Origin of the sequence: Nonomuraea sp. NPDC048892 (genome assembly GCF_040649735.1) — a bacterium.
GTDB lineage: Bacteria > Actinomycetota > Actinomycetes > Streptosporangiales > Streptosporangiaceae > Nonomuraea > Nonomuraea maheshkhaliensis.
In genome coordinates, this window is sequence record NZ_JBEZFZ010000008.1 from 231,502 (window position 1) to 247,877 (window position 16,376).

Here is a 16,376-nt window from a genome sequence, read left to right on the forward strand (position 1 = left end):
GTCACCGGTGGGCGAGGCCCTCGCCCACCGGTGACCGACGGGAGAGACCCTCGCGGGTGCGGCGAAGGAGCTCGAGAACGCGGTGTTCGAGCTCGTGGCCGGTGCCGAGCAGCCGGTTGCAGTGCAGGTGGACATGGCTGCGGCACACCTCGGGAGCTGGCCGGTCGGACGGCAGGGCCAGGCGGCGGGCGGCGAGCAAGGACGCCAGAGCCCGGTCGTCCGGGGTCGTGCCGGGATCACCGAGGAGCCGGCGCAGCTCCCGGGAGCGCTCGCGGTACTCCAGGCCGCCCTGCGGTGACGGCGTGACGATGTCACGGTAGAAGCGCCTGCGTCGCTCGGCGTCGAGTCCCAGGCCGTCGAGCAGGTCGTCGACGCTGAGCGCGGCCACGGTGACCGGGTCGTAGGGGAAACCCCGGCTTCTGGAAAGCGCGAGCAGGCCGGCGACGGCCCGGCTGTCGGCGATGAACACCTCCTCGGCGGCCGGCATGTGGTCCACGCCGCCGTACCGCTCGATCTCACGCTCGTAGGTGTCGAAGGCGAAGGTCCCGCACGTGCCCGCGGAGACCAGATCGGCCGCCCAGTCGCAGACGTGGCGCATGAGCGGGCCCAGCAGCGTGGCGGGTTCGCCGTGGAAGCGGACGCGCAGGTGCGGGTCGGGGTCGCGGTAGCGCAGGAAGAACCAGCCGTCGGCCAGCCCCGCCCCGGTGACGAACTGGGCGAAGGGGCCGAGCGCGTCGACGATCAGCTCGTCCTCGAAGCGGCGAGGGCCGTACAGCTTGAGGTAGAGCCAGTCGCTGCCGGGCGGCCGCACCCGCGTCCCTGCGGGCACGACGCCGCGGCGCGGGCGCCGCTCCGGAACGGTTTGCCGCTCCCGGAGCGCGAGCGGCACCACCACCTCGCTGAGGTGGGCGCCCTCGGGGCCCGGCAGCCAGGCGTGATCGGGATGGGGCAGGGCCTCCTGGAGCAGAACGGGGCGTCCCGCCGGCTCCGCGCACAACAGTTCGGCCTGCTCGGCGTCGTCCAGGTCGAGCAGCAGCCGGTTGTCGCCGCCGGCCAGGTAGACATGGCGGGGCACGCCGTGCGCCCGGCGCCAGGCGGCCAGGCCGGCCGGGTCGCGCAGGGTCGCGGGATCGACCCGCCAGCGGGCCAGGGACAGGACGATGCCGTCCCGCTGGACACGGGGCAGGAACGGAAGGCCGGCGGCCGGTCCCCAGCCGAACGAGGTGAAGACGCACCGGCCGTCGCGGGCCACGTCCAGCAGGAACCGGGCCGCGGCAGGCGCGTGCGCCGGGTTGAGCATGTGGCACTGGGTCGCGATGACCTCCATGTCGCGTGCGGGCCACCGGACGGTGAAGCGGCCGTCGCGCAGGCCCACGACCAGCTCGCCGGTCGGAACGATCCACTCCTGCGCGATGCCGGTGGCGGGGCCGAAACGGATCTCGTGGCGGTGACCGCACCGGCGGACGGCGACGTTGCCGGAACGGGCGCGCGCCGGTGTGTAGACCACCTCGGCGAGGAGGCGGCCGGGCGCGTGCCGGGATTCGGCCTCCGCCGCCTGCGCCATCGCGGTCTTCGCCGGGGCCCCGAGCAGGTCGGCGAAGCGTCCGAGGGTGCGCCCGGCCGCGTTCGCGCCCAGGTTCGGCCCCACGACGAGCAGGAAGTCGCCCCTGTCGACGGCCTCGGCGCCGGCCGCCGCGACCAGGACCGCGAGGTCGAGCGTCGGCGGGGCGGACGCGGCCGCAGGCGTCCACGTCTGGAGGCGTTCCAGGAGGTCGTCGTCGAGTTCGACGACGGACAGCCGGTCCCGGCAGGCGTTCGCGGCCAGGTCGAGCAGCAGCCGGTCCCGGGACGCGTCAGCGGCCAGGCCGGACGGCGGCCGGTGCCGGGCGGCCGGCGCGGGAGCCCCGCCGCCGTCCACGGGGTTCCCCAGCCCGAAGTCCGGATCCACCAGCTCCAGCAGCGGGACCTCCCGGCCCGCGCCGTAGCGGGCTTCGAACGCGCGGCGGTAGGCGTCGAGGTGCGGCGGCCCCGCCGGGTACGGGCTCAGCCGCAGCAGCAACTCGGCCGCCACCGCCGCCTTGGCGCCGATGCGCCGGCTCAGCCCGGTGCCGGACAGCGGCAGCGCGAGGTCCGTCTGGAGGAGGTTGCGCGGGTCGGTGGCGGGTGCGATCGTGCCGACCCGGTCGAGCAGGCCCGGCCACGTCCTGGCGCGGTCGTCGAGCGGACAGGCGTCCCACTCCCTCATGGCCTCGTGCAGGCCCGCGAGGGCCGCCGCGACAGGGTGGCCGGCGAGCCGTTCCCGCAGGTGGCCGAGAGGGTCGGCGGTGAGCGGTGGCCGCAGGTCGTGGTGCAGGAACCCCTGCCGGATCAGCTCCTCGACCAGCTCGCCCGCCTTCTCCGGCGTGGCGCCGGGCAGCATGCCGAGTGCTGCGGCGATCTCCGCACGCGAGACGGGAGTACCGGCCAGGGCCAGCGTCCGCCGCACCGCCGTGGTGGCACGCACGGAGGCCGGACGGCCGGTGCCGCCTGCCGGGAACGCCCGCCCGGCCCGGATCAGCACGCACGGGTCGGCCACCAGCCGCAGGCCTGCCCGGACCTCAGGATCGGCTTCGAGCCGCGCGACCAGGTCCGTCAGCCAGCCCATGTCAGGCCGGGTACGGGTGCGCGGCGCCTCCTTGGCCAGGGCGAGGTCGGTGCAGCGTCCCCAATCCGCCAGGGCGACCCCGGCGAACAGGCCGAACGGGGTCGGCCGCGTGCTCATGCGGATGAGGTAACGCAGCAGTTTGCGGCCGACCTTGCGCGCCTTGGGGTGTTCGGGCGGCGTTCGCGCCAGCGCGGCGGCCAGATCGGTGCTCGCCACCTGGACGGCCGCCGCCACCGCCGGGGCGCCGGGCGTCAGGCAGGCCGGATCCCCCGGCAGGCCCGCTGTCGCCGCGGTGCCGACGGGCAGCAGCGGGGCGCGCACCAGCGCCCAGTCCAGCGGCGCGTACAGACTCTTCATGACAGGAGGAAGAGCCGATCCCAGGCCGGTTCCACGTCGGTCGCGGCGGCCAGCAGCACCAGGGCGACGCCCGCCGCGCCGTCCAGGAGCCCGGCCCGGTCCACGGGGTGGTCCTGCGGCTCCAGCGAGGCGTACGCGAGCGGCCGCTCCGGCTGGTAGGCGGCCAGCAGCTCGTCGACGAGGTCGGCCGCCGCGTCGCGGAACAAGCCGGTGTCGTGGGTGAAGCGGAGCACGACCTGTAGCAGGCCGCTGACGCCGTGGCAGAACGTGGGGGAGGGGATCGCGCGCAGCCGCGCCGGGCGGCGCAGCACGGCGTCCATGGCCTCCAGCGCCGGCTCGGCGAACCCGTAGTCGTCCAGCGCCTGCGCCGCCAGCCACAGGGCGCGCGCGACCCCGGGCGTCCCGTAGCACCACGCGGTGCGGGTGGACGCGGACCGGCCGGGCCTTCCCTCGCCTGTCAGCGGCACGATCGCGGGCCAGCCGGCCCCCCACTCGTCCCGGACCCGCCGGCCGAGCAGCCAGCGGGCGATGCGTTCGACGGCCTCCGCCTGGCCCGGCACCTCGATGCCCGCGCGCAGGGCGAGCGACAGCAGGGCGAGCGGTCCTGGGATGCCGTGCGCGAGGCCGCAGTCGAGAGCGCCGTGCGGATGCAGCCGCGCCGTCGTCTCGTCGCCCAGCAGGTGGGCGGGGGTCGTCCAGGCGGGCGGCTCCTGCTGTCTGGCGAGCGTCACGAGCCCGCGCAGGATCTCCGGCAGGACCTCGTGCGGGTCGTGCGTGAGCAGGTAGGCGCCTGTCCCGCCGGCTCCGGAGATCAGGTCGAACGCGGTGACGGGGCCCGGCTCGCGCGCCCCGGTGAGCCGCGCGCCGGCGGCCGCCGCCCGGGGCGCCAGCGCGTCGTCCAGCGCGGCGAGCATCCGCCGGTACCGCGTGCCGCCGCGGCTCAGCGACACGGCGGCGAACGCCAGGCCGCTCAAGCCGCCGAACAGGCCAGGCGACGCCGCGTCCACGCCTTCCGCGGCCGCCGTGAGGAACCGGTGGCCTGCCGCGTCCCAGCCTTCGCCGGGCAGGCACGCGTCCAGATAGGCGCAGGTCACCGCGAGGCCCGCGTCGCCGTCCGCCACCGCGTAGGGCCTGCGGGCCAGCGTCGCGGGGAACCGGGTCTGTTCGATGGACGCGGCGAGCGCCGCCGCCACCCGTCCCTGGTCGGTCACCCGCGCGGCGACGTCGCGGGCGACGCGCAGGGCCGACGCCTGCCGGCCTGGGTCGAGCACGCTGCGCCAGGCGGCCTCACGCCGCGCCGCGGGCCCGGACGTGACGGTGCTCACCGGCCCTCACCGCAGAAAGCGTCGCAGGTCACGCAGCTGCCGCAGTTGGTGGGGCCGACGCAGGTCTCGTAGCACGTTCCGCAGTTGGTGGGGCAGGTCTCGCAGGTCGGCTGGCAGGTGCCCGGCGTCACGCAGTCGCCGCCGCCCGCCGCGGTCGGCTCAGGACAGCCGTGCTCGCGCGAGTCGGTCAGGCCCGGGATGCAGCTGCCGCTCCTCGGCGGGCCGAGCCTGATGTCGAGGTCGAACTCGTCGAGGGCGCGCGCCGTACGGGTTCTGGTGAACTCCACCATCGCGTCGCGGCGCAGGACCACCCGGGTGGCCTCCTCGCCTCGGAACGGCTCCTCGTGGCGGCCGACCGTGGTCATGTCGATGACGTCGCCGGTGTGGAACTCCGCGTAGTAGTCCAGTTCGCGGGTGAAGTACAGCCGCCGATGATCCGGCTTGTCGCTGTCCCCGAGAAAACCGGTCATGCGCAGAACCGCCGTCGGCGCCTGCGCCGGATCGGGCCGGAACTTCTCCACGATCGGGTCCTGTGACCTGGTGGCACTCAGTGGTGCCTGCTCGTCCTCGTCTGGCATCGCCTGCGCTCCTTGACGTCCGCGGTTGCCGGGAGGCGGGGCCGCGGCCCCGCCCTTCTGTGGTCAGCCTTCGAGCAGGGCGCTCAGGCGGCGTCCTGATTCCTCGACCATCGACCGCACCACCTCGGCGGACGCCTGCTCCGGCCGGTCGGGCACGTGCCTCGCGGCCACGGTGGAGTGGAACAGTGCCAGGCTCGTGTAGACGTGGCTCATCGTGAGGGCACGATCGCGCCCTTGTCGCTCAACGCTCTCAGATCATCCTCGGAGAGCTGACTGTCGACGATCTCGGTCTCGGAGATGCGCAGGACCATCGGGCCCTCGATGCGCTGCCCCATCGGTACCCCCTCATCGAGCTCATCGGATCGATGTATCTCCTGCTCGGAGTCAGGCAAGCGAGAACCATGGGCTTCTCCAAGGTTCTTCCGTACGGCAGCCGGCTACTTCCGCCGAGCCTGCTCGCGAAGGGCGTGGATGAGAGCCGTGACGTGGGGCCGGTCGTCGCGGCTGATCGCGGCGACGCCGAGGTGCCGGGCCGGTGCCGGCGGCTTGATCGGGACGGTGCTCAGGCCGGGGAGCTCCGGCGTGAGCGCGATGGAGGGGATCAGGGAGATGCCCACACCTGCGGCGACGAGCGAGCGGGCGAAGAAGTAGTCCATGGTGGTGCCGCGTACGTCCGGGTCGAAGCCGGCCCGGTCCGCGTAGCGGCGCAGGTACGCCTCGGTCTTCAGACAGCCGAGCACCCAGGGCTCGGCCGCCAGCTCGGCGAGGTCGAGCGCGTCGCGGCCGGCGAGGCGATGCCCGTGCGGCAGGACCACGTGCAGCGGGTCCTCCATGAGCGGTGTCCACTCCAGGCTGGAGCCGAGGCCCGCCCCGGCGGGGAGCGGGCCGTCGAAGTGGTAGGCGAGGGCGAGGTCCACGGCGCCCTGGCGGACGAGCGGCAGGGTGTGCTCGGGCTCGCCCTCCCTGACGTGGAGCACGGTGCGGGGATGGGCCGCCATGAACCGGGCGAGAGCGGCGGGCAGCAGGAGCCTGCCGCCGCTGGTGAAGGTGGCGACCGTGAGCTGGAGACGGCCGGTGCTGAGCTCGGTGACCTGCTGACGCGCGTGTTCGAGCTCCGCGGTGACGGTTTCCGCGGCGCCGAGCATGATGTGGCCGGCCTGGGTGAGGGTGACGCCGCGGGTGCTGCGGGCGACGACCTCGGCGCCGAGGCTGCGCTCCAGCGCGGCCACCTGCTGGGAGACGGCCGAGGGAGTGAGACGCAGAGCCGTGGCCGCCCGGTTGAAGCTGCCGTGCTCCGCCACCGCCCGCAGGACGCGGAGCCGCTGCACATCGATCAACAGTTTTCCTTAATACGCATCCAGTAAGTCAGGACTTCTGCTGATGACGGTATGGCCTCAGGATCGGGGCGTGCAAAGAATCTGCGTCATCGGCGGCAGCCGGTACTTCGGAAAGATCCTGGTGGAGCGCCTGCTGGCCGCGGGCAACCGGGTCACGGTGATCAACCGCGGCTCGACGCCGCCGCCCGCCGGCGTCGAACACCTCGTCGCCGACAGGAACGACGAGGCCGCCCTGACGGCCGCGCTCGGGTCCCGCGCCTTCGACGTCGTGGTGGACCAGGTCTGCTACACGCCGGTGCAGGCCGCCATCGCCGCCCGCGCCTTCGCCGGCCGTACCCGGCGCTACGTCATGACCTCCACGATCGAGGTCTACGACCCCGCCACCGCGGCGCTGCCGGCGGTGCCGCAGGACACGCCGGTGCCGGAGGAGATCGTGGACCCGGCCGCCTGGCAGGTGGCCGTGGACCTGCCCTGGAACGACGACGCGTACCTGGAGGCGCACTACGCCGAGGGCAAGCGGCAGGCGGAGGCCGTCTTCGCCCGCGCCGGCGGCTTCGCGTTCGCCAGTGTGCGCAGCGCCCATGTGCTCGGCGGCGGCGCGCAGGAGTTCACCGGCAGGCTGGCGTACTACGTCGGGCGCATCGTTGTGGGCGAGGAGATCACCGTGCACGCGCAGGCGCTGCCCACAGTTTTCATCCATCACCAGGAGCTGGCGGACCTGCTGGTGTGGGCCACCACGGCCGGCTTCACCGGTCCGGTCAACGCCTGCTCCGACGGCCCGCTCGACGTACACCGCCTCGTCGCGATCATCGCCGCGCGGGCCGGCCGGGAGCCCGTGCTCAGGACCGTCGCCGCGGGGGAGCGGGCTTCGGCGTTCTCCTTCGACCGCCATTACGCCATGAGCAACGCGCGCGCGAAGGCGCTGGGCTTCTCCTTCGGCCACACCGACGACTGGCTGCCGGGGGCCGTCGCGGAAACGCTCATCAGCCAGCCGTCACCCACCGTGAGGAACTGAGCCGTCATGCGGTACCGCACCATCGCCCACACCGCCGTCGGCGCCGTCGGCCTGGGCGCCATGCCGCTGTCCATCGAGCACCGCCCGGACGAGGCGCGGGCCATCGCCACCGTCCATGCCGCACTCGAAGCCGGCGTCACGCTCATCGACACCGCCGACAGCTACCACTGGCACGCCGGCGAGACCGGACACAACGAGTCGCTGATCGCCCGCGCCCTCGCCCGCTACGGCGGCGACACCTCCGGCGTCCTGGTGGCCACCAAGGGCGGGCGCGGGCGCCCCGGCGACGGCAGCTGGACCGTCACCGGAACCCCCGCCCACCTCAAGCGGGCTGCCGAGGACTCCGCCAAGCGTCTGGGCGTGGACGCGATCGGCCTGTACCAGTTGCACAAGTCGGACCCGGCCGTGCCCTGGGCGGAGTCCGTCGGCGCGCTGCGCGACCTGCTCGACGCCGGAACGATCCGCGCGGCGGGCATCTCCAACGTCACCACCGCCCAGATCCGTCAGGCGCGGCAGATCCTCGGTGACGGACTCGTCTCCGTGCAGAACCAGTACTCACCCGCCGTCCGTGACAGCGAGCCGGAGCTGCGGCTGTGCACCGAGACGGGCCTGGCCTTCCTGCCGTGGAGCCCTCTCGGCGGCATCTCCCGCAGCGCCCTCGACGGCCCCTCCGGCCCCGCCTCCGCCGGCCCCGCCTCCGCCGGCACCGCCTTCCACCGCGTCGCGGCCGAGCGCGACGTCAGCCCCCAGCAGATCGTCCTGGCCTGGCTGCTCGCCCGCTCTCCTGCGGTGATCCCGGTACCGGGCGCCAGTCGTCCGCGCTCCATCACCGACTCGGCCGCGGCCGCGGACCTCACGCTGAGCGCGGAGGAGCTGGCGCTGCTGGAGAACGCCCCACTGGGCTGAGAGAGGCCGCACGACCACCTGCTGGCCTCCCGATCAAGGCCTTATGGGCGTCGATCATCCAGTACGTGATCGCCCTCTCCGGCCGCTCCCCGCGAGCCGTAAGCCGGGCCGAACACGACCAGCAGCGCCAGATCCTCCGTGATGTCCGTGAAGCGGTGTTCCTCACCTGCCGGGACGAAGATCACCGCGCCGGGGCCGACCTCCTCGTCCCCGCTCGGTGTCGTGATCCTGGCCCGGCCCGCGGTCACCACATAGATCTCGTCCTCGGTGTGCGGACTCTGGGTGTCGACCCCGCCTGCCGGAATGCAGTACGTACCGACGGACAGGTCCGGCACCTTGAGCTGCTCGACCCAGTCGTTGGCGGCCCCGGCAGCCGGCCGCGCCCACTGTCCCGCTCCTTTGATGATCCGCATGGCGGCGACCCTACGGCATGCTCCTGACGCCGGCCGGAGCGGCCGGTGGGTTACGCGCTGGGTGCGGCCGCAGTTCGCGGAAGCAGCAGCATCAGTGCGGCGGCCAGCACATAGAGCACGATCCCGACCGGCAGTACGGCCGCGAAGGCGTCGCCGAACCCCTGTAGCGGGGCGGCGTGGTCGTCCAGGGTGGTGAAGAAGAGGGTGCCCAAGGCGGCCACGCCGGCGGCGCCGCCGATCTGGGTCACCGTCGAGAGCACCCCACCGGCCGCGCCGGCGTCCTTGCCCGGGATGCCGGCCAGGATGACATTGACCAGGATCGGCGCGGCCAGGCCCAGCCCGAGACCGCCGACGAACAGTGCCGCCGCGAGCATCCAGTATCCGGGGCTCTGACCGTCGCGGACGGCGAACCACAGCAGCGCCTGCGACGCGGCCAGGGCCAGCGATCCGGTCACCAGCAGCGCCCGGCCCGCTCTGGCCGCCATGGCGACGCCGAGGCCGGAGGTGAGGATGGACCCGATCGCGTAGGGCAGGATCACCAGACCGGTCTCCCAGGCGGTGCGTCCGGTGCCGGTCTGCAGGTAGATCGACAGCGTCAGGAAGAACGCGCCGATGGCGCCGAAGAAGAACAGCGAGGCCGCCAGTCCCGCGCCGAAGCTGCGCACCCGCAGCAGCGCCGGGTCGAGCACGGGCTGCCCGCCACGCCGCGTGACCGTACGCTCGTAGGCGAGGAACCCGCACAGCGCCAGCACTCCGGTGGCCAGCAGCGCGAAACCCCACCACGGCCAGCCCCAGTCGTGACCCTGGACCAGGGGCAGCAGCACCAGCACCACACTCGACGTCAGCAGTGCCGCGCCGGCGACATCAGGCGCCGTCCGGTGCCGCCGCATGGATTCCGGCAGGACGCGGGACCCGAGGACGAGCGCGACGGCCGCGATCGGCACGTTCACCCAGAAGATGGTCCGCCAGCCCAGGCCGAGCAGGTCCGCGTCGACCAGGAACCCGCCCATCAGCGGCCCGGCCACCGCGGCCAGCCCTTGGACGGCCCCGTACGCGCCGAACGCCTTGGCCAGCTCCGCCGGGTGGAACGAGGACCGGATGATCCCGAACACCTGCGGGACCATCAGGCCGCCGGCCAGGCCCTGCAGCACACGCGTGCCGATCAGCATCGACGGGCCCGTCGCCAGGGCGCACGCCGCGGACGCGACGGCGAAGACCGCCAGGCTGGCCAGGAACATCCGCCCCCGGCCGTAGTCGTCGCCGATCCTGCCGCCGATGATCAGACCGGACCCCAGCGCGATGACGTACCCGGCCAGCATCCACTGCACCTGGGCCTGGCTCGCGTGGAGTTCGGCCGCGATCGCCGGCGCGGCGACCGTGACGATCGTGGCGTCCAGCAGGTCCATGAACGAGGCGAACAGCACCACGAGCAGGGCGATCCCGGCGGCCCTGCCGGCCAGCGCACCTGATCGGGGTTCCTCGCGGGAGACGGGGTTGGAAGTGGTGTTTGAGCTCATGCGCCACACCGTGACAGCAGTCGCGGACACCGAATGACCGCCATTCGCCCACAATGGAGGCCATGGCCACCACGTCCTCCCGCCTGCTCAGGCTGTTGTCCCTGCTCGGGGCCCGCTCGAACTGGTCCGGCCAGGACCTCGCCGGCAGACTCGGCATCAGCACCCGCACCCTGCGCCGTGACGTGGAGAGCCTGCGCGAGCTGGGTTACCCGGTCCAGGCCCTGATGGGTCCTGACGGCGGCTACCGGCTCGGCGCGGGCGGCCGGCTGCCTCCGCTGCTGCTCGACGACGAGCAGGCGGTCGCCGTCGCCATAGCCCTCCAGACCGCGCCGGCCAGCGTGGCCGGCCTCGACGACGCCGCCGCCCGCGCCCTGACCAGCATCAGGCAGGTCATGCCCGCCCACCTTCGCGCCGAGGTCGACGCGATGCACCTGACCGCCATCCGCAACTTCTGGGAGTTCCCCGCGCCACCCATCGACTCGGGCACGCTCAAGGCCGTCGGCTTCGCCGTCCGCAACGGGCACGTGCTGCGCTTCGACTACTGCGCTCCCGGCAGCCACCCCCCTCACCCGGGCGACCCCGGCTTCACCCCGCCGCTACGGGTCGAACCCCACCACCTCCTCATGTGGGCCGGGCGCTGGTACCTCGTCGCCTACACCCCGGCCACCGACGCCTGGGGCGTCTACCGGGTGGACCGTATCCACGCCTACGCACCCACCGGGACCCCGTTCCAGCGCCGCGAACTGCCCGAACCCAACGTGGCCCACTACGTGATGACCAGCCACGACAGAGGCGACACCCCCGCTCCGTGGCCGTGCCTCGGCACCGTCCTGATGGAGCTGCCACCCGACGTCGTCGCCCGATGGGCGCCCGGCGGCTCCGTCATCGAGTACGTCACCCCCACGCGGACCCGCATCACCCTCGGCGCATGGTCGTGGGCCGGGATCGCCGGCCTGCTCGCCACCTTCGACGCCGACATCACCGACATAGAGCCGGACGAACTGAAGGACGCCTGCCGCACCCTCGCCCGGCGCTACCGGCACGCCGCCGGGTAGCCGCCGGTCCGCTTGACCCGCACATCGGTCAGAGGGTGTGGACGTCCGTGATTCGCCGGACATACCCGGAACATACTCGGGCTCCTTAGCATCGCTCCACGCAGTATGCGGACGTCTCTCCGCCTACGGCCGGCCGTAGAGTCCAGATCTTCGTTGTAACCGGGACTGAGACCTCGATCAGGAAGGAAATAGTGCGCATGGCAGGAAAGTGGTGGAAGGCCCGTCCGTCCATCTACCGGCAGCTGCGTGACGGTGCTGCGGAACTGCTCGATGAGGGCGGCAGTCCGGAGACGGTGTGGATGCCGGGCGCGCGGGACGGCGTGCTGATCTACCACTGGAACGGGCGGGCCGACGAGGAGGAGCTGCGGCGGCTGTCCGTGGCGATCGACTCGCTCAAGCCCGCCGCCGTGCGCGAGGCGATCGGGGAGGCCCGGATCATCTCGTTGGTGGACGCTCTGCTGGCGGACGTCAGCTCCGCCAACCTGGACCATGACGCGGTCTACGAGCTCGGGTACGCGCTGGCCACCGACTCGGACGAGCGCGAGGCCGTCAAGCTGGGGATCGCGCTGCTGGGGTTGTTCGACGCCGAGAACCATCGCGACGAGCTCATGACGTTCGGGCGGCACGACGAGTTCACCTTGTTCGCGATGATCGCCCTGCGCAACACCGACGGGGACGCGACCGCCGACCTGTGGGCCCTGGCCAGGCAGGTACGCGGGTGGGGGCGGATCCACCTGGTGGAACACCTGGCGCAGGCGTCCGATCCGGCTGTGCGCGAGTGGATCGTTCGTCAGGGTTTCCGCAACGACGTGGCGACCGCCTACCTCGCCGGGACCGCCGCCGGGGCCGGCGACCTCGCGGGCCTGCTCGCCGGTACGCCGGACGACGAGCTGCTGGAGGCGGCGGGCGAGCTCCTGGCGGCGCTCACCGAGGAGGACGGGCCGGTCGTCGGCATGCCGGGCTACCAGGAGGGGCGGCGGGCGGCCGAGCTGTACCTCGGCCACATCGAGGCCCGTACCGATGGGGCCGGTGGAGCCGCTTCCGGTGGGGACGATTCTGCTGCGAGGCTTGGTGCGGGGGAATTGCGGCATTTTCTGGACGTTCATGCCCTGCGCGGGTACGCCGCCGAGCACTGGCCCGAGTTGCTGCCACGGTGTACGGACATCCTGGCCCGCCCGATCTGGGCCGAGCTGGCGCCCGCCGCGCTGGCCGGGGCGGACGACGACTCCGCGTTCGGCCGTGCCGTACGGGTGTGCGAGCTGCTGGGCATCCCGACCGCCAGCGCCCTGCGGGCACGGCTGCGCGCCGATCCGTACGGTGAGGCGCACTGGTACGCCCTGATGCGGCAGGCGACACAGCGGGACGTGGACGAGATCCTCACCCTGGCCGCCGAGATCCTCCCGCTGACCGAGATCGCCTCAGGACCGGGGCAGGACCTCGGGGTCGGCCCGGCCCGCCGCCCCCACCGGGCCCTCGACATGGTCCTGCAGAGCCTGGACGCCTGGCCGGGACACGGCTGGCCGCTGATCGAGGCGGGCCTGGCCAGCCCTGTCGTCCGCAACCGCAACCTGGCCATCCGCGCCCTGGCCGCCTGGGACCACGCCACCTTGCCGCACGAGGCCCGTACCGCCGTGGCGGCGGCCCTGCGCGCGGAACCGGACGCCGGCGTACGGGAGCGCCTGGAACGCCTGCACGAGGGAGGCGCACAGTCCATCGCCCAGCACTGACACCGTCGGAGCCGGTGGAGGTGGGCCGTCCGAGGAAGAAGGGCGTCCGTGGAAAGCCGGGACGTCCGCCGCACCGAGGCCCCCGACGGAGGCCCGGTGAAGGCCAGGTCGGTCAGGTTTCGGCGAGGGCGTCCACCGGGGTCGCCTGGGCCGCGCGCCGGCCGGGCAGGACCGAGGCGAGGATGCCGGCGACGACGGCCACGGCCGTGATCCCGAGCGTCTGCGGCACCGACATGGAGAACTGGATGTTCTCCATGTTCAGCTCGGCCCCGACCGCGTACGCGCCGATCCAGCCGAAGAACGCCCCGGCGGCGACGCCGATGACCGCGCCGGCCAGGCTGAGCAGCATCGCCTCGATGGCGAGCATCCAGCGCAGCTGCCGGCGCTGCAGCCCGAGGGCGCGCAGCAGCGCCGACTCGCGGGTACGTTCGAGCACCGACAGGCCGAGCGTGTTGCCCACGCCGACGAGCGCGATCAGCACCGCCACCGCGAGCAGCATGGTGGACATGGCCAGCAGCCGGTCCAGGGCCGTGTGGTAGACGAGCTTGGCCGTCAGCCCGCCGCCGACCTCCGCGCCGGTGAGGGGCTCGGCCACGGTACGCAGTTGTGAGCGCAGCGCCGTGATGTCGGCCCCCGGCCGGGCCTTGGCCCAGACCGCGCCGAGCGGCGCGTCGGCGTCGAGGGCCGCGAGCACGGAGGGCGCGACGACCAGGCCGTCGGTGGGGGCCAGGGGGTCGCCGCGCACCGGCAGGGTGACCGATCCCGACCGGCCGGTGACGGTGAGGCGGGTGCCGTTCTTGATGCCGGCGTCTTCGAGCAGGTACGGGTCGGCGAGCACGGCCTCGGTGGTGATCGGCGGGCGCGGCGCCCACAAGGTGGTCAGCGCGCCGGCGTCGGGACCCTGTGCCAGGACACGCTTCGTGCTCCCGCCGGCCTTGATGGCGACCCGCGTCGACCGTACCCCCTTGGCGTCGGTGATCCCGGCGATCGCGGCGACGTCGCCGACGGTGCCGGCCGGCAGCGGGCCGGTGAGCATCGACACGGTGACGTCGATCGGGAAACGCGCGTCGAGATTGTCGTCGGCCGTCGCCTTCATGCTCTCCGCGCCGACCTGGAGGGCGACGACCAGCCCGACCGCGAGCATCAGCGCGGCGCCGGTCGCGGCCGCCCTGCCCGGGTTGCGCAGCGTGTTGTCGGTGGCCAGCCGCGCGGTCGGGCCGGTGCGACGCAGCGTGGAGCCCAGGCCGCGCAGCAGCGGCGGCAGGTACGACCCGGTCGCGGCGAGCAGCCCGACGGCGCACACGAACGACCCGCCGATGAAGAACGCCAGCGCGAACAGCGTGCCGGTGGAACCCAGCCCGATCCCGGCCAGCCCGAGGACGGCCAGGGCCGGCGGCACCGCCCGGCGGACGAACGAGGCCCGGCGCCCGATCGCGTCCCCGGCGACTGTACGGAGCGCCTCCAGCGGAGCGATCATGGCCGCCCGCCGCGCCGGCAGCAGCACCGACAGCACCGCGATCACGACTCCCACGACGGCGACGGCGGCCACCTGCCCGGCCGGGACGCTGAGCGCCTGGTCCAGCACGACCGCGACCACGGCCGAGAGCGCCACGCCGAGCCCGACGCCGAGCAGCGCCCCGATGACGCCGATCGCGGTCGCCTCGACGAGCAGCGCGCGCCGGATGTGGTCGCGCCGGCCGCCGACCGCCCGGAGCAGCCCGATCTGCCGGCGCCGCTGCGCGACCAGGATGAGGAACGTGTTCACGATCATGATGCTCCCGACCAGCAGCGCGACCGCGCCGAACACCAGCAGGAGCAGCTGGAAGACGTACACGCCCTGAGTCCGCTGCGAGATGAGGCGCTGGACCATCCCCGCGGACGTCTCCACCCGGGCGCCGCCTCCGGTCACCGCCTCGACCCGTTCGGCGAGCTGACTCTGGGAGAGCGTGCCGTCGCCGATGACGAGGATCTCCGTCTGCTCCGACGTGCGGATCGAGTCCACAGCGGTGTAGTAGGAGGGGGCGACGAAGGAGTTGAGCGTCAGCCCCGACAGCAGCGAGTCGCCCTGATGGGTGAGCCCGGTGACGGTCAGCGTCGCGGACGTGTTCTTGTCGGTGATCGTGATCCGGTCGCCGACGCCCAGGTTGAGCTGCCGCGCGGTGACGTTGCCGAGGGCGATGTCGTCGGGCCCGGCCGGCCAGCGTCCTTCGGCCAGGTCGGTCCAGCGCAGCTTCGGGTTGTCCGGGAGCGACTGCTGCTGCATCCAGTCGGACGAGCCGCTCACCCAGCCGCGGGACAGGAAGCCGAGGTCCGCCGAGGCGACCCCGGCCGCCTTCTCGACCTGGGCGACCAGGCGGGCCTGCGCGGCCCGGTCGTCGGTGCGGACGGTGACCACGACGTCCGTCTCGGAGACCCGGGCGATGATGGTGCGTTCGAACGTCTTCGTCTCGCCGGCCAGCACGGTCACCGAGGCGGTGAGGTAGCCGACACTGATCATGATCGCGACGATGACGGCGACCACGCGGCGCGGGTTGTGCCGCAACTCGGCGAGCGCGTTGCGGGCCATGGGAAAGCGGGTCCGGCGGCCGGTGATCATGCGGCCAGCCTCCGCATCGCGCCCAGGACCGCGTCCGCGGTGGGCTCGCGCAGCTCGTCCACGATCAGGCCGTCGCTGAGCAGCAGCGCCCGGTCGGCGTAGGAGGCGGCGATCGGGTCGTGGGTCACCATCACGATCGTCTGGCCCAGCTCACGGCAGGAGCGGCGCAGGAAGCTCAGCAGGGTCGCCGCGGTGTGGGAGTCGAGTGCGCCGGTCGGCTCGTCGGCGAAGACCACCTCAGGCCCCGTGACCAGGGCACGCGCGATGGCGACCCGCTGCTGCTGCCCGCCGGACAGCTCGGCGGGACGGTGGCCGAGACGGTCGCCGATGGCCAGCGAGCCGACGACGGAGGCGAGCCGGGCGGGATCCGCCCGGCGGCCCGCGAGATCCAGCGGCAGCAGGATGTTCTGCTCCGCCGTCAGCGTCGGCAGCAGGTTGAACGACTGGAACACGAAACCGACCCGGTCCCGCCGGACCCGGGTCAGCTCCCGGTCGCCGAGCACGGAGATGTCCTGGCCGCCGATGTACGCCTGGCCGCCGGTGGGCCGGTCGAGCCCGGCCAGGCAGTGCATGAACGTGGACTTGCCTGAACCGGACGGGCCCATGACGGCGGTGAACGTCGCCCGCCCGAAGTCGGCCGTGACACCCCGCAGCGCCGGCACGGCGGTGTCGCCGGTGCCGTACGTCTTCGTGAGGTCCCGTGCGGCGGCCGCCGCGGTCGTGTCCCGCGGCCCTGAACGGTCCACGGCGGAGCTGTGTGCGGTCATGAGTGCCCTGTCTGTCGCTGGTGATTCGGTTGCCGGGTGCCCAACGTAGGCAGCCGCGGGCGGAAGCGAATCTGTCCACGGTCTGGACTTCGGAACGGGCTCTGCGACCGTGGTCGTAGGGCGAAAGCGCGCAGGTCGT

The 16,376-nt window shown here is 73.3% G+C and carries 14 protein-coding genes; 4 read left to right on the plus strand and 10 right to left on the minus strand.

Features of this window, described 5'->3' with window-relative positions; translation table 11 throughout:
* Position 1: 1 nt before the first annotated feature.
* The 6 genes from AB0C28_RS27680 to AB0C28_RS27705 all read right to left on the minus strand — a co-directional run bounded on the left by AB0C28_RS27680 (position 2) and on the right by AB0C28_RS27705 (position 6,232).
* Positions 2 to 3,001, minus strand: coding sequence for a lantibiotic dehydratase (locus AB0C28_RS27680; protein WP_358078465.1), 3,000 nt, complete (start codon positions 2,999 to 3,001; stop codon positions 2 to 4).
* A complete protein-coding gene (locus AB0C28_RS27685) occupies positions 2,998 to 4,326 on the minus strand; it encodes a lanthionine synthetase C family protein (protein ID WP_357850943.1) in 1,329 nt (442 codons plus the stop codon). The genes AB0C28_RS27680 and AB0C28_RS27685 overlap by 4 nt, the downstream gene beginning before the upstream one ends.
* Positions 4,323 to 4,904: a hypothetical protein gene (locus AB0C28_RS27690; RefSeq protein WP_357850946.1), complete on the minus strand. Its 582-nt coding sequence runs from the start codon at positions 4,902 to 4,904 to the stop codon at positions 4,323 to 4,325. Before AB0C28_RS27690 ends, AB0C28_RS27685 begins: the two co-directional genes overlap by 4 nt.
* A gap of 63 nt (positions 4,905 to 4,967) precedes the next feature.
* A complete protein-coding gene (locus tag AB0C28_RS27695; protein WP_357850949.1) occupies positions 4,968 to 5,117 on the minus strand; it encodes a hypothetical protein in 150 nt (49 codons plus the stop codon).
* On the minus strand, positions 5,114 to 5,239 hold the full coding sequence (locus AB0C28_RS27700; protein WP_357850951.1) for a hypothetical protein: 126 nt from the start codon (positions 5,237 to 5,239) through the stop codon (positions 5,114 to 5,116). Before AB0C28_RS27700 ends, AB0C28_RS27695 begins: the two co-directional genes overlap by 4 nt.
* Before the next feature lie 102 nt (positions 5,240 to 5,341).
* Positions 5,342 to 6,232: a LysR substrate-binding domain-containing protein gene (locus tag AB0C28_RS27705; RefSeq protein ID WP_358078613.1), complete on the minus strand. Its 891-nt coding sequence runs from the start codon at positions 6,230 to 6,232 to the stop codon at positions 5,342 to 5,344.
* A gap of 79 nt (positions 6,233 to 6,311) precedes the next feature.
* On the opposite strand from AB0C28_RS27705, the gene AB0C28_RS27710 reads away from it, so the two are divergent.
* Together AB0C28_RS27710 and AB0C28_RS27715 are read left to right on the plus strand one after the other, a co-directional pair.
* Positions 6,312 to 7,256, plus strand: a complete 945-nt coding sequence (locus AB0C28_RS27710) for an NAD-dependent epimerase/dehydratase family protein (RefSeq protein WP_358078468.1) — start codon at positions 6,312 to 6,314, stop codon at positions 7,254 to 7,256.
* A gap of 6 nt (positions 7,257 to 7,262) precedes the next feature.
* Positions 7,263 to 8,162, plus strand: a complete 900-nt coding sequence (locus tag AB0C28_RS27715; protein WP_358078471.1) for an aldo/keto reductase — start codon at positions 7,263 to 7,265, stop codon at positions 8,160 to 8,162.
* A 41-nt stretch (positions 8,163 to 8,203) separates the two neighbouring features.
* On the opposite strand, the gene AB0C28_RS27720 is transcribed toward AB0C28_RS27715, so the two are convergent.
* Positions 8,204 to 8,575 (minus strand): cupin domain-containing protein, encoded by a 372-nt coding sequence (locus AB0C28_RS27720; RefSeq protein ID WP_357850959.1) that lies wholly within the window; start codon positions 8,573 to 8,575, stop codon positions 8,204 to 8,206.
* Between the two features lie 50 nt (positions 8,576 to 8,625).
* Positions 8,626 to 10,092, minus strand: coding sequence for an MFS transporter (locus AB0C28_RS27725; protein ID WP_358078474.1), 1,467 nt, complete (start codon positions 10,090 to 10,092; stop codon positions 8,626 to 8,628).
* 62 nt (positions 10,093 to 10,154) lie between these two features.
* Here AB0C28_RS27725 and AB0C28_RS27730 point away from each other — a divergent pair, with 62 nt between their 5' ends.
* Together AB0C28_RS27730 and AB0C28_RS27735 are read left to right on the plus strand one after the other, a co-directional pair.
* Positions 10,155 to 11,147, plus strand: a complete 993-nt coding sequence (locus AB0C28_RS27730) for a WYL domain-containing protein (protein ID WP_357850964.1) — start codon at positions 10,155 to 10,157, stop codon at positions 11,145 to 11,147.
* Positions 11,148 to 11,344: 197 nt separating this feature from the next.
* Positions 11,345 to 12,874, plus strand: a complete 1,530-nt coding sequence (locus AB0C28_RS27735; RefSeq protein WP_358078477.1) for a hypothetical protein — start codon at positions 11,345 to 11,347, stop codon at positions 12,872 to 12,874.
* 112 nt (positions 12,875 to 12,986) lie between these two features.
* Here AB0C28_RS27735 and AB0C28_RS27740 read toward each other — a convergent pair whose 3' ends face one another.
* Positions 12,987 to 15,470, minus strand: a complete 2,484-nt coding sequence (locus tag AB0C28_RS27740; protein WP_358078480.1) for an FtsX-like permease family protein — start codon at positions 15,468 to 15,470, stop codon at positions 12,987 to 12,989.
* Positions 15,467 to 16,237, minus strand: coding sequence for an ABC transporter ATP-binding protein (locus tag AB0C28_RS27745; protein WP_357850972.1), 771 nt, complete (start codon positions 16,235 to 16,237; stop codon positions 15,467 to 15,469). The genes AB0C28_RS27740 and AB0C28_RS27745 overlap by 4 nt, the downstream gene beginning before the upstream one ends.
* Between the last annotated feature and the right edge of the window lie 139 nt (positions 16,238 to 16,376).